This is a genomic window from Curtobacterium sp. UNCCL17 (assembly GCF_000686685.1).
Taxonomy (GTDB): Bacteria; Actinomycetota; Actinomycetes; order Actinomycetales; family Microbacteriaceae; genus Curtobacterium; species Curtobacterium flaccumfaciens.
On record NZ_JMLI01000017.1, the window covers coordinates 196512 to 209516 of the forward strand.

The 13005-nt window shown below is 71.7% G+C and carries 13 protein-coding genes; 3 read left to right on the top strand and 10 right to left on the bottom strand.

Translation table 11 applies throughout. The annotated features are described in order from the left end of the window. Nucleotides 1-94 precede the first annotated feature (94 nt). From BR70_RS23830 to BR70_RS0101110, 5 genes are all read right to left on the bottom strand, one after another. Nucleotides 95-1393 carry a carbohydrate-binding protein gene (locus BR70_RS23830; RefSeq protein ID WP_035807574.1) on the bottom strand — a complete coding sequence of 433 codons (1299 nt, stop codon included), beginning with the start codon at nt 1391-1393 and terminating at the stop codon, nt 95-97. Nucleotides 1394-1556: 163 nt separating this feature from the next. Next, nucleotides 1557-2405: a class I SAM-dependent methyltransferase gene (locus tag BR70_RS0101095; RefSeq protein WP_027464571.1), complete on the bottom strand. Its 849-nt coding sequence runs from the start codon at nt 2403-2405 to the stop codon at nt 1557-1559. 10 nt (nt 2406-2415) lie between these two features. Further along, nucleotides 2416-3576: a P-loop NTPase gene (locus tag BR70_RS0101100; protein ID WP_027464572.1), complete on the bottom strand. Its 1161-nt coding sequence runs from the start codon at nt 3574-3576 to the stop codon at nt 2416-2418. Beyond that, nucleotides 3569-4066 (bottom strand): DUF1003 domain-containing protein, encoded by a 498-nt coding sequence (locus BR70_RS0101105; RefSeq protein ID WP_042539423.1) that lies wholly within the window; start codon nt 4064-4066, stop codon nt 3569-3571. Before BR70_RS0101105 ends, BR70_RS0101100 begins: the two co-directional genes overlap by 8 nt. 52 nt (nt 4067-4118) lie before the next feature. Continuing rightward, nucleotides 4119-5438, bottom strand: a complete 1320-nt coding sequence (locus tag BR70_RS0101110) for a magnesium transporter MgtE N-terminal domain-containing protein (RefSeq protein ID WP_027464574.1) — start codon at nt 5436-5438, stop codon at nt 4119-4121. A gap of 104 nt (nt 5439-5542) precedes the next feature. Between BR70_RS0101110 and BR70_RS21985 the strand changes: the two genes are divergently transcribed. Further along, entirely contained in the window at nt 5543-6424 is an 882-nt protein-coding gene (locus BR70_RS21985) for a YflT domain-containing protein (RefSeq protein WP_051596505.1), read from the top strand. Nucleotides 6425-6908: 484 nt separating this feature from the next. On the opposite strand, the gene BR70_RS0101120 is transcribed toward BR70_RS21985, so the two are convergent. Together BR70_RS0101120 and BR70_RS0101125 are read right to left on the bottom strand one after the other, a co-directional pair. Continuing rightward, entirely contained in the window at nt 6909-7379 is a 471-nt protein-coding gene (locus BR70_RS0101120; RefSeq protein ID WP_035807774.1) for a GNAT family N-acetyltransferase, read from the bottom strand. Between the two features lie 15 nt (nt 7380-7394). After that, nucleotides 7395-8879, bottom strand: a complete 1485-nt coding sequence (locus BR70_RS0101125; RefSeq protein ID WP_027464576.1) for an aminopeptidase P family protein — start codon at nt 8877-8879, stop codon at nt 7395-7397. Nucleotides 8880-8949: 70 nt separating this feature from the next. Here BR70_RS0101125 and BR70_RS0101130 point away from each other — a divergent pair, with 70 nt between their 5' ends. Then, nucleotides 8950-9822 (top strand): PHP domain-containing protein, encoded by an 873-nt coding sequence (locus tag BR70_RS0101130; RefSeq protein ID WP_027464577.1) that lies wholly within the window; start codon nt 8950-8952, stop codon nt 9820-9822. Nucleotides 9823-9978: 156 nt separating this feature from the next. Here BR70_RS0101130 and BR70_RS0101135 read toward each other — a convergent pair whose 3' ends face one another. Continuing rightward, a complete protein-coding gene (locus tag BR70_RS0101135) occupies nt 9979-11484 on the bottom strand; it encodes a DEAD/DEAH box helicase (protein WP_027464578.1) in 1506 nt (501 codons plus the stop codon). Nucleotides 11485-11619: 135 nt separating this feature from the next. Between BR70_RS0101135 and BR70_RS0101140 the strand changes: the two genes are divergently transcribed. Then, on the top strand, nt 11620-12336 hold the full coding sequence (locus tag BR70_RS0101140; RefSeq protein WP_027464579.1) for a ferritin-like fold-containing protein: 717 nt from the start codon (nt 11620-11622) through the stop codon (nt 12334-12336). 37 nt (nt 12337-12373) lie between these two features. Here BR70_RS0101140 and BR70_RS0101145 read toward each other — a convergent pair whose 3' ends face one another. Then, the gene (locus BR70_RS0101145) at nt 12374-12670 is read right to left on the bottom strand and encodes a hypothetical protein (RefSeq protein ID WP_027464580.1); all 297 of its coding nucleotides are present in this window, start codon (nt 12668-12670) and stop codon (nt 12374-12376) included. 4 nt (nt 12671-12674) lie between these two features. After that, nucleotides 12675-12899 carry a DUF3107 domain-containing protein gene (locus BR70_RS0101150; protein WP_027464581.1) on the bottom strand — a complete coding sequence of 75 codons (225 nt, stop codon included), beginning with the start codon at nt 12897-12899 and terminating at the stop codon, nt 12675-12677. Nucleotides 12900-13005: the final 106 nt, after the last annotated feature.

Sequence of the window (13005 nt, forward strand, 5' to 3'; positions counted from 1 at the left end):
GTCACGTCCCCACACGACGGACTGGAGGCCCGGTGCCAGCTGGCACCGGGCCTCCCGTCCGTCACGGGGTCGCGTCGCGACGCCCGGTCCTTCCCTACTTCAGCGCCGCCAGGAAGCGGTCGGTCCAGGCGAGGGCCGCGGTGCCGGCCACCGAGCTGCAGGTGGGTGACGCGGTGCTCTGCGCCGTCGGGCAGGGGGTGTCGCGGTCGAGCGACCAGGTGTGCACGCCCGCGAGCCCGTGGGACTTGGCGTACGCGGCGACGGTGTCGGCGTCCGCGAGGGTGAAGACCTCGTCGGCGGTGTCGTTGACGCCGATCATCGGGGTGACCTCGATCTTCGACGAGGCGATCCCGTAGGTGTGCTGCAGGTTCGTGACCGCCTGGATCGTCGACTGCCCCATCTGACACGTCGACCCGACGATCACGCAGTTGGCCGTGGTCGCGCGTCCGAAGTCCATCGTCATGAGGTTGATCGTGTAGTTCGTGAGCGCCGAGGCCTTGATCGCCTTGACGGTGGCGTCGCCGGTGCTGTTCAGCCCGCCGAACGAACCGTCGGACGCCGCCAGCGTGGCGAGCGTGAACGAGAAGCGCAGGCCGGGGTACTTCGCCTGCGCCAGCGCCGCTGCGCTCACCAGGTTCTGCACGTCCGCGGCGGACTGCCCGCTCTCGATGTCGAAGTCGACGCCGATCATGTGCGGCGAGGCGTAGCGGGCGATGAAGGACTGCAGCGCGGTGCCGGAGCACTTGAACGAGCCTGCGGCGCCACCGGTGCTGACGATGTAGTTCACCCCGGCCGCGTCGAGCTTCGCGATGTTGGCGCTGGCGAACGCGTCGGCGGCCACGCCGCCCCAGTTCTCGCTGCCGCAGGTACCGGTGGCGAAGGCGAGCGTGATGGCCTTGAGGCCGGGCTCCCGCGTCGACACGAGGCTGTTGCTCGACCCGACGACCGGGATCCGCGTGCCGGTGACCGCGGTGTTCATGACGTTCGTGTTCCAGTCGAGGTTCACGGTGATGTCCTTGTACGGGCTGAAGACCAGACCGCTCGCGGTGCCGGTGCTGCCGTTGCCGGGCGTGGTGGTCCCACCGCCGCCAGGGGTGGTGGTCCCGCCGCCGGTGCCGCCGCCGGTGCAGGTGCCGGACGACGTCCACGGCTGGCCGCTGCCGGTCGCACCGGAGTGGGTCGCCGGTTCGTCGCCCTGGGTCCACCAGTTCGCGGTGTAGTTCGAACCGTTCTCGCTGACGGTGGCTCCGCCGTTGTAGGCGGTGCCGGCGCTCCAGGCGGTCGCGCAGGTCGTCGCAGCGAGGGCTGGCGCCGCTGTGAGCGAGCCCCCTGCGACGATGACGGCGGCGATGGTGGCCACGAGGCCCGATCGCACGCGGGTGTTCTGGTTCACACGGTTCTCCTGTCCTCGGTCGGACGTCGTCGTCCGGCGGGTGGAGCCCTCACGTCACATTCCGCAAGGGCATTGTGTAATGCCCTTGCATAATGCGCCGGGGTAGAACGCCCTGTCCATGAACGAACGCACAGGATGCGCCGAACGGACCAGGGGAGTCAGGTCAGTCGCGGGTCGCGACGATCGTGTAGGTGGTCGGCATCCGGTCACGGTCGTGATCCGGCCAGGCCCACGAACCCGTGTCGGTCTCGACCATGCGGGAGCTGAAGCGCCAGGGCAGGGTCCGGCCCTCGTCGAGCCGTCGGAGTCGCAGCCCGGCACCGAGCAGGGCGTTCACGATCTCGGACAGCGGGTGCGGCCACTCGAAGGTGCGGGTGTTCGCCACCGTGCCGTCACCGGCGTAGGTGCCGGCGTCGTCCCACTGCTGCGCGGTGCCGTCCGGGAAGTACCGGTACCGGGTGACGAGCTCGTCGGCGTCCTCGTCGAGGGCGTAGAGCGCCGGGTGGCCGTCGCGGATGAAGAACACCCCGCCGGGGCGCAGCAGGCCGGCGACCTGCGCAGCCCAGCGGTCGAGGTCGGGGAGCCAGCAGATCGTGCCGATGCTCGTGTACACGACGTCGAAGTCGCCGGTGACGGCGGCCCGGGCATCGAGGACGTCGGTCTCGACCCAGGTGATGTCGAGGCCGAGGCGCGATGCGAGCCCGGCGGCCGAGGCGAGGGCGGCGGGGGAGAAGTCGACGCCGGTCAGCCGGGCACCCTCGCGGGCGAGCGACACCGTGTCGGTGCCGATGTGGCACTGCAGGTGGCAGACGTCGAGGCCCGCGAGCGAGCCCTTCGGCAACCAGGGCGTCAGCGCCGGCAGGTCGTCACGGACGACGTCGGAGCGGTGTCCGGGGTCGGCGAGGGCGTCGATCCCGTACGCGCCCTCGTGGATCGGCACCCGGTCGTCCCAGTTCGCGCGGTTGGTGGCGCGTGCGTGGTCCCAGTCGACATCGACGTGATCGGTGCTCATGACCCCGAGCCTAGGACAGCGACAACCCGAGCTTCCGGCCGGCGAGCCCGCGTCCCATCGTGGTGATCCGGTCGGCGATCGCCGTCAGGGCCACGGCGGACGGGTCCTCCGGGGCGCCGAGCACCACCGGGACGCCCGCGTCACCGCCCTCGCGCAGCGGCACGGACAGCGGCACGCTGCCGAGCACCGGGACGGGGGCGTCCTGCCCGCGGGAGAGCCGTGCCGCGGTCTCGGCGCCACCACCCTCACCGAACAGGTGCAGCACCGAGCCGTCGGGCTGCACGAGCCCGGCCATGTTCTCGACCACGCCGATGACCCGCTGCCCGGTCTGTCGGGCGACGATCCCGCTGCGTTCGGCGACGTCGGCCGCGGCGGCCTGCGGGGTCGTGACGACGAGGACCTCGGCGTGCGGCAGCAGCTGCCCCACCGAGATCGCGACGTCGCCGGTGCCGGGGGGAAGGTCGAGCAGCAGGACGTCGAGGTCGCCGAAGAACACGTCGGTCAGGAACTGGTTCACGGTGCGGTGCAGCATCGGTCCGCGCCACGACACCGCGGTCGAGACGTCGTCGACGAACATGCCGATCGACACGACCTTCACGTCGTGCGCCACCGGCGGCAGGATCATGCTGTCCACCCGGGTCGGGCGGGGTGCGACCCCGTGCTCGTCGGTCAGGCCCATCAAGCCGGGGACGCTGAAGCCGTGCACGTCGACGTCGACGACCCCGACCCGCAAGCCCCGCCGGGCGAGCGCGACGGCGAGGTTCACGGTGACGGTGGACTTGCCGACGCCGCCCTTGCCGCTCGTGACGGCGATGACGCGCGTGAGCGAGTCCGCGGTGAACTGGACGCCCTTGGGGCGGCCGGCTCGCAGCCGTTCGGTCAGCGCGGAGCGCGTGGCCGGGTCCATGACGGACACGTCGACGTCGACTGCGGCGACCCCCGGGACGGACCCGGCGGCGACGCGGACGTCGCGCTCGATGGTGTCGGCGGCGGGGCATCCCACGATCGTGAGCTGCAGGTCGACGCGCACCGCGCCTCCTGGCTGCACGTCCACGCCGCGGATCATGTCGAGCTCCGTGACGGGGCGGCGGATCTCGGGGTCGATGACGCGGCCGAGCGCGGCGAGGACCGCCGTGCCGAGCTGTTCGTCGGTGGGGACGGCGTCAGCCACGGGTGGAGCTGTCGTGTTCGTCCGCGTAGCCGGCCTCGTCCGCGTCGCGGCGGTCGAGCTCCTCGAGCAGGGAACGGAGCTCGGCGCGGATGAAGTCCTTCGACGCCATGTCCCGCATCGCCAGGCGCAGGGCCACGACCTCGCGGGCCAGGTACTCGGTGTCGGCCAGGTTGCGTTCGGCGCGCTGGCGGTCCTGCTCGAACTGCACGCGGTCGCGGTCGTCCTGCCGGTTCTGCGCGAGCAGGATCAGCGGGGCGGCGTACGAGGCCTGCAGCGAGAGCACGAGCGTCAGAGCCGTGAAGCCGATGGCCGCCGAGTCGAACTGCCACGGCTTCGGCGCCAGGGTGTTGTAGCCCATCCAGACCACGCAGAACAGCGTGAGCCCGATGAGGAACCAGGGCGTGCCCATGCCGCGGGCGATGCCCTCGGTCGCGCGACCGAAGGTGTCCCCGCGACCACGGCGGCGGCTGGGGAGCACGCGCGTGCGCATGCCCTTCGGGGAGTCGAGCCGGACCTCTTGCCGGTCACGGTCGCGACGGTTGTCATCCGTTCGGGCCACGGGTGGTCCTCCTTCCCGTCGTCACGGGTGTCCTGCGCGGGCGTTGGCGTGGAAGCGGTGAGGGTTCCCCCTCGCCCTGACTTCGCCAGTCGTCCGGCAGGACGTGGTCGAGGACATCGTCGATCGTCACCACCCCGACGAGACGGTGGGCGTCGTCGACCACGGGTACGGACAGCAGGTTGTAGGTCGCCATGATGCGGGTGACCTCGGCGGCGCTCGCGTCGACCCGGACCGGTTCGGTCTGCTGGTCGATGAGCGTGCCGAGCCGCTCGTTCGGCGGGTAGCGGAGCATCCGCTGGAAGTGCACGAGCCCGAGGAACCGACCGGTCGGCGGCTCGTACGGCGGCAGGGTGACGCAGACGGCGGCGCCGAGCACCGGCGCGAGCTCGTGGCGGCGGACCAGCGCGAGGCCCTCGGCCACGGTGGCGTCGGCCGAGACGATCACGGGTTCGGTGGTCATCAGACCACCGGCGGTGTCCGGCTCGTACTCCAGGAGCATGCGGACGTCCTGCGCCTCCTCCGGCTCCATGAGCTGCAGGAGGGCTTCGCTCCGCTCGTCGGAGAACTGGGCGAGGACGTCGGCCGCGTCGTCCGGCTGCATCTGGTCGAGGACGTCGGCGGCACGGGCGTCGACCAGTCGGGTGAGGATCTCGATGCGCTCCTGGTCGGGCATCTCCTCGAGCACGTCGGCGAGGCGGTCGTCCGGAAGTTCCTCGGCCACTTCGAACCGGCGCTCGGCGGGCAGGTCGAGCAGCGTCGACGCGAGGTCGGCGGGCAGCAGGTCGGAGTAGGCGGCGATGACGTGCTCGGCGGACTGCGCCTCACCGGGGAGCTCGTCCTCGGTGACCTCGTTCCACGTCGCGAACGTCGTCGGACCCTTGCCGAACGGCGACGGCGTGGTCTTCGGCTTGCGGAGGAAGAGCTGCGCGACCTCCCAGTCGCCCTGCCCGCGGTCCTCGATCGCGACGTCCTCGATGGTGGCGCGGATCCGCTGGTTCTTGATGAGCACCTTGCGGCCGAGCATCTCGGCGATGACGCGGACCTCGCCACCACGCTGCTCGAAGCGGCGCATGTTCACCAGGCCGGTCGTGATGACCTGCCCGGCACCGATGGAGGTGATGCGGCCGATGCTCACGAAGATGCGGCGCTTGCCGGGCACCTCGACGATGAGCCCGACGACGTGCGGGGGATCGGCCCGGCGGTAGACGACCAGGACGTCCCGGACCCTGCCGACGCGGTCGCCCGCGGGGTCGAAGACGGAGCACCCGGCGAGGCGGGCGACGAAGACCTTCGTGGCGCTCACCCGACCCAGCGTAGTCGCTCGGGTGTGGGCGTTCGCCCGCGCCGGTCGGCGGCTTCCCTGAGAGTGCACGTGCGATTGCAAGGTGTGCGGTGAATGATGGCTGTGTGAGCAATCAGAGCCCCTTCGCCGGCAGGACCGCCCAGGCGTTCCCGACGCTGCCCAAGGGCGACGTCCTGGGAACGTACGACAGCTACCCCGACGCGCAGCGCGTGGTGGCGAAGCTGGCCGAGGCCGACTTCCCCGTCAACCAGCTCTCGATCGTCGGCAACGACCTGAAGACGGTCGAACGGGTCACCGGCAAGATGACCTACGGCCGTGCCGCCATCGCCGGCGCGCTGTCCGGCCTGTGGCTCGGCATCTTCTTCGGCATCGTGCTCACGCTGTTCTCACCGAGCGCCGGCGGCCTGATCCTGGCGGCCGCGATCATCGGTGCCGCGTTCGGCATGCTCTACGGCATCGTCTCGTTCGCGATCACGAAGCGGCAGCGTGACTTCACGAGCGTGCACCAGGTGCTCGCCACCAACTACCAGATCGTCGTCAACCCGCAGCTGACCGGGCAGGCGCAGCGGATCCTCGGCGAGCACGGGGCGACCCCGTCCACGCACTGGAACGACGCTCCCCAGCAGCAGCAGCAGCAGCAGCAGCAGCAGTGGCGTCCGGGTCCCGGTGGGATCCCGCCACAGCAGCAGTCGCCGTACGGCGGGCACGCCACGCCGCACGAGCAGCCGGGAGGCCCGCAACACCCCGGCACGTCGGCCCCCGGCACGCAGACCGGTGCGCCTTCGGGCCCGCCGCGCTACGGGACGAACGACGGACCCCGGTACGGGGAGACCCCCGAGACGGCCGCCGCCCCCGCGGCCCCGCCGGTGCCGGAGCGTCGACCCGAGGAGCCGCCGCGCTACGGCGAGCGGGTCGCCGGTGCCACGCCGCCGGAGCCCTCGTCCTCGCCGGACGCCCAGCGTGACGGGGACAGCGACCGCCGCTAGTCGCGCTCCGGCTGCTGCGCTCGGGCTCCGACGGGCGTGCCCCGTGGTCGGTGGACCGGCGGGCGTCGGGTTGTTCGACACGCGGCTCACGTCCGCCGAGGTCCCGCGAAGTGTCGCCGCCGAGCATCGCGCCCGGCGGTGCGGCGTCCGCAGCGGCGGAGTCCGGGGCGGTCCTGGCGGTCCGAGTGGTCGCAACACCCCGCGCGCTCGGCCTCGAGCGGTCAGAGATCGTCGTTCGGCGCCGGCCCAGACGACGCTTCGTGACCGCTCGGCCTCGGGCAGACGGCACGTCGTGACCGGGAGCCGTGCGGGCCCCGGGCGCGGCGGCACGGCACGGCGCCGTGCGGCATCGCTCGGCACGCGTGGCTCGGCGTCGCCCGGCACGCGCGGCACGGCGTCGCCCGGCACCACACCGGACGGCACCACACCGGACGGCATCGCGCGCCACAGCACCGCCCGGTCTCGCCGGGCAGGCTCGGTCCGGCTAGAGGACCTTCGAGTAGCAGACCGACAGGGGCGCCCCGACGTAGGGCCCGAAGTTCGCGATCCGCCGGAACCCCTCGCGCTGGTAGAAGCCGACGGCACGCTGCTGCGCTGTGCCCGTCTCGAGGACGAGCGCCGGTGACCCGAGGTCGAGCGCGGCCTCTTCCAGCCGTCGCAGCAACGCGGACGCGACGCCGGACCCGCGGGATTCGGGTCGGACGTACATCCGCTTGATCTCCGCGATGCCGTCATCGACGATGCGCAGGCCACCACATCCCAGGGGAGTACCGGACTCGTCCCGCGCGACGAAGAACACCGCGATCGACTCGGCGGTCGGCTTCTCACCCGGCTCGGTGTCGCCGCCGTGCGCCCGGTCGATCTCCAGTCGCTGGGCGGCTCGGAGTCGCTGGGCGTCGGGGGAGTCGAAGTGCTCGACCTCGATCGCGAAGGTGTTCGGGGAGGCCTCGGGCATGGTCACCCGATCAGGCTAGCTGCCCGAGCGGGCGATCCACCCCTCCACTTCCGAGGGGGTCCGGGGGATGCCGACGGACAGGTTCTCGGCGCCGTCCTCGGTCACCAGGATGTCGTCCTCGATGCGGACACCGATGCCGCGGAACTCCTCCGGCACGGTCAGGTCGTCCTGCTGGAAGTACAGCCCGGGCTCGATCGTGAAGACCATGCCTGCCTGCACGGTGCCGTCGAGGTACATCTCGCGGCGGGCCTTCGCGCAGTCGTGCACGTCGAGCCCGAGGTGGTGGCTCGTGCCGTGCACCATGTAGCGGCGGTGGAACTGGTTGTCCGGCTCGAGCGACTCGGCGGCCGAGACCGGCAGGAAGCCCCACTCGGCGGTCTTCCGCGCGATGACCTCCATCGCGGTGGCGTGCACCTGGCGGAACGTGATGCCCGGCTTGACGATCGCGAACGCGGCGTCGGCGGCTTCGAGCACGGCTTCGTAGACCATGTGCTGCACGGGCGAGAACGTGCCGCTCACCGGGAGCGTGCGGGTGATGTCGGCGGTGTAGAACGAGTCGACCTCGACCCCGGCGTCGATGAGGATGAGGTCGCCCGGCTGCACGGCGCCGTCGTTGCGGGTCCAGTGCAGGATGCAGGCGTGGTGGCCCGAGGCGGCGATGGTGTCGTAGCCCACGGTGTTGCCGTCCGCGCGCGCCCGGCGGTTGAACGTGCCCTCGACGATGCGCTCACCGCGCGGGTGCGCGAGCACGGCGTCGAAGTCGCCGATGACGTCGTCGAACCCGTGCTTCGTGGCGTCGACGGCCTTGCGGAGCTCACGGACCTCGTACGCGTCCTTGACGAGTCGCAGCTCGGACAGGTCGCGGGAGAGCAGGTCGTCGGTGGCCGGCGACCCCTCGGTCTCGTCCGCGCCACCGATCGCCGCGCCGATGCGGGCGTCGAGGGAACGGGTCAGGTCGTCGTCGGCTTCACGCACGAGCAGCGCCGACGCGTCGAGTCCATCGGCGACGGCCGTGAACGCCCCGAGGTCGGCGGTGGCCAGCCCGAGGTCGGCGGCGACTGCGTCGAGCGAGGGGCGCGGACCGACCCAGAACTCCCCGATCTCGGGGTTGGCGTAGAACTCTTCCGAGTCGCGGCCTGCGGTGGCGCGGAAGTACAGCGTGGCGTCGTGCCCGGAGCCGTTCGGCGTCATCACGAGCACCGAGCCGACGACGGTGTCGGTGCCCCAACCGGTCAGGTGGGCGAAGGTGGAGTGCGGGCGGAACGGGTAGTCGCAGTCGTTCGATCGGACCTTGGCCTGCCCGGCCGGCACCACGATCGTGCGGCCCGGGTGCAGCTCGGAGATGCGCGCGCGACGCTCGGCGGCGAACGCGGCCTGCTCGCGGGGCTCGGGCTGCGCCTCCGAGCGCTCGGCCCACTGCGACCCGATGAAGTCCTTGAAGGTCGAGGACCCGGGGGTCGTGGATCGGTTGCTCGTCGCGCGGGGAGTCGTGTCGGCCATGCGTCCATCATCGCACCGCCCGGGGACACCCGGCCTGTGCGGCCGCTCACCTGTGGATAGCATTGGCCACGTGCCAGACCCGTTCATCGACCTGCACGCGCACTCCAGTGTCTCCGACGGCACCGAGCGTCCCGCGGAGCTCGTCCGAGCGGCCGCGGCCGCCGGACTCGACGCCGTCGCGCTGACCGACCACGACACGACCGCGGGGTGGGCGGACGCCACGGCCGCGGCGCACGAGCTGCCCCTGACCCTGCTGCCGGGCCTCGAGCTGAGCACCCGGATCGGCTACCGCAGCGTGCACGTGCTCGGCTACCTGGTGGACCCCGAGCACCCCGGACTGGTCGAGGAGACGACCCGGATCCGCGACGGCCGGCTCTCCCGCGCGCACCGCATGGTCGACCGCATCGCCGAGGACCACCCGATCACCTGGGCGGACGTCCTGGCCCAGTCCAGCCCCGGTGCCACGATCGGCCGTCCGCACATCGCCGACGCCCTGGTCGCCCGCGGGCTCGAGTCCGACCGATCCGCGGCGTTCCGCGGCATCCTGCACCCGGCATCCGGCTACTACGAACCCCACGAGGCGCCGTCGCCCCTGCGCGGCGTCGAACTCATCCGGCAGGCGGGCGGCGTGCCCGTCATCGCGCACCCCGCGGCGTCCTCGCGCGGGATCGTCATCGACGAGCCGATGCTCCGCGACCTGGTCGACGCCGGGCTCGGCGGGCTCGAGGTCGACCACCGCGAGAACCTGGCACACGGCAAGCGCACCCTGCTCGACTGGGCGACGCGCTACGGCCTGTTCGTCACCGGCTCGAGCGACTACCACGGCACCGGCAAGCCGAACCGGCTGGGGGAGCACCGCACCGCACGCGTCTCGTTCGACGCGATCGTGTCCGAGGCCACCGGCAGCGCCCCGGTCGTCGGCCCCGGTTCGCGTCTGGCCTGACGGCCGACCGAACGGCTGGCCACCGAGTCTTCGGCCTGGCCGACAGTCCACGCGTCGGCGTCCGCGTGAACTGTCGCTGCGCGCGTGACGCCGGTCCGCGGGTGGAGACGACGAAGGGCCCGTCGCGTCAGCGACGGGCCCTTCGGTCTGGAGGCGCTACTCGCCGTCCGACGTACCCTGCGGTGCCGAGGCGGTCGCCGAGGCATCGCCGGTGCCGGCTCCGCGACGGCGGCGACGACGGCGACGCTTCGCGGCGCCGTCGGTGGAACCACCTTCGACGGCCGAGCCGTCCTCGGTGCCCGCCGCGGCGGTGGGGGCGACCGACTCGGTGGCCGGAGCCTGCGGGGCGGACTGCTCCGAGCCTCCTGACCGGGTGCGGCTGCGCGACCGCGAACGCGACGCGTCACGCGAACCCGAGGCCGGGCGGTCGCTGCTGCGCTTCTCGACGGGAGCGCCGGCCGAGGCGGCGTGCGACGACGAGCCGGGCAGGCGGCCCTTGGTGCCCTTGGGGATGTCGAGTTCCTCGAACAGGTGGGGCGACGACGAGTAGGTCTCGACGGGCTCGGGGATGCCGAACTCGAGGGCCTTGTCGATCAGCGTCCACTTGTGCAGGTCGTCCCAGTCGACGAACGTGACCGCGATGCCGGTCTTGCCGGCGCGGCCCGTGCGGCCGGCACGGTGCAGGTACGTGTCCGGGTCGTCCGGGATCGTGTGGTTGATCACGTGCGTGACGTCGTCCACGTCGATGCCGCGGGCAGCGACGTCGGTGGCGATGAGCACGTCACGCTTGCCGGCCTTGAACGCCGCCATCGCGCGCTCGCGCTGCTCCTGGTTGAGGTCGCCGTGCACCGCTGCGGCGTTGAACCCGCGGTCCTTCAGCTCCTCGACGAGCTTCGCCGCGGCACGCTTGGTGCGGGTGAAGATCACGGTCTTGCCGCGGCCCTCGGCCTGGAGGATGCGGGCGATGACCTCGTCCTTGTCCAGGGAGTGCGCACGGTAGATGAGGTGCTTGATGTTGGCCTGCATGAGGCCCTCGTTCGGGTCGGTCGCCCGGATGTGCACCGGACGGCTCATGAACCGGCGGGCGAGGGCGACGATCGGCGCGGGCATAGTCGCCGAGAACAGCATCGTGTGCCGCACCTCGGGGACGGCCTGGAAGATGCGCTCGATGTCCGACAGGAACCCGAGGTCGAGCATCCGGTCGGCCTCGTCGAGCACGACCTCTTGCACGTGGGAGAGGTCGAGCAGACGCTGCCGCTGCAGGTCGATGAGCCGCCCGGGCGTGCCGACGACGATCTGGGCACCGGCCTTGAGCTGCTCCACCTGGCCCTCGTAGGCCTTGCCGCCGTAGATCGAGACGACCGTGGTCGGGCGGTTCGAGGCCGCGAGCTCGAGGTCCTCGGTGACCTGGACCGCGAGTTCACGGGTCGGGACGACGACGAGCGCCTTCACCCCGTGCGCCGGGTCGGCACCGAGTCGCTGGATCAGCGGCAGGCCGAAGCCGAGCGTCTTGCCGGTACCCGTCTTGGCCTGGCCGATGATGTCCTGGCCGGTCAGGCCGAGCGGGATGGTCTGTTCCTGGATCGGGAAGGGCTCGATGATGCCCTTGCCGGCCAGTGCATCGACGATGTCCTGGTCGATGTTGAGGTCTGAGAAAGTCAAAGAATCACCTTAGTTCTGGTGGAAGTCCCGGCCAGTCTACCGACGGGCGCGTGGTCCGGGGCGCTCCGGGGTGCGTCGGGGCGTCCGGGCGGGCGACCGGCGGGTGCCACGGGACGCGCCCTCTATGCTGGTCGGGTGGTCTCGTGGTGGAACCGGAAGCGCGCGGCGCAGCTCGCTGCAGCATGGCTCGCGTCGCGGAACCCGCGCGGAGCCGCGCAGGTCAAGCGGCTCGCGCTCGACGACGTCACCCCGGAGCTCGACGTCTACCTGGGGCAGGCCGCGTACCTGCAGCTCTCCGTCTACGAGACGATGGGACGAGCCGGTGCTTCGGCACCGACGCTCTCCGGCCGTCTGGTCACCGGGGTCCTCGCGACCACGGCGCTCGAGCGGCACCGCACGATCGTGGCCGAGATCGAACGCAGCGGCGGAGACCCGGCGGCGCTGATGGCCCCGCACCGCGAGGCGATCGACCTGTTCCTCGAACGGACGAGCGGTGCCGACTGGTACGAGTCGATGCTGACCGGCTACGTGACGGCCGGCATCCTGAACGACCTGTTCGGCAACCTGCTCCGCTCCCTGCCGACGGACGTGCGGCAGCGGCTGCGTTCGGTGTTCGACGCGCGCGAGGAAGCAGCGGTCGTCGAAGAACTGACGGCCCACATCGAGAACGACCCGCGGATCGGTTCACGCCTGGCGATGTGGGGACGGCGCCTGGTGGGCGACACCCTGCTGGTCGCCCGGTCGGCGCTGGCGTCGCACGCCCGTGAAGACCAGGAGCGGCTCGAGCCGGTCTGGACCGAACTCATCGCCGCGCACACCCGACGGATGGACGCGCTCGGTCTGACGGCCTGAGCGGTCAGGCTGCTCGAGCGTCAGGATTGCTCGAGGGTCAGGCGCCGCGCGTCTTGAGCTGCTCGTAGTACTCGGCGTCGCGCTTGTCGCGCTGCGTGCCGAGGAGCCACTCGACGACGAGGACGACCACGCCGGACCCCACGAGGGCCACGACCCAGATCCAGGTGCCGTCGTACCGCCACCCGGCCCAGGTCAGCGCCTCCCAGAGGACGGCTGCGGCGATGCCGCCGACCGCGGGGCCGACGAGCACGCCGCGGTTCGACCGCCACGGCAGGATCACGTGCGCGACCGCACCGATGATGACGCCGCCGAGGACGGCGAAGAGCAGTTCCACGTCGTCAGGCGACGAAGCCGATGCGCCGTGCCTCTTCCGCGCCGACCTCGACGTACGCCAGAGCCGAGACGGGGACGATGAAGCGACGGCCCTTGTCGTCCTGCAGCGACAGGTGCGTCGACTGCGCGGTGAGCGCCTCGGACACGGCCTTCTCGACCTGGTCCGCGGTCTGGGCGGTCTCGAAGGCGATCTCGCGGGGGCTGTTGATGATGCCGATCTTGATGTCCACGAGCACAGCGTATCCGAGCGGTCCCGTGCGGTATCGGGCGTTCGCCGCGGGCGCACTCGACGGCGCGACGACCGGTGCCCCGCGCGTCCGCAGCGGTGCTGTCGGC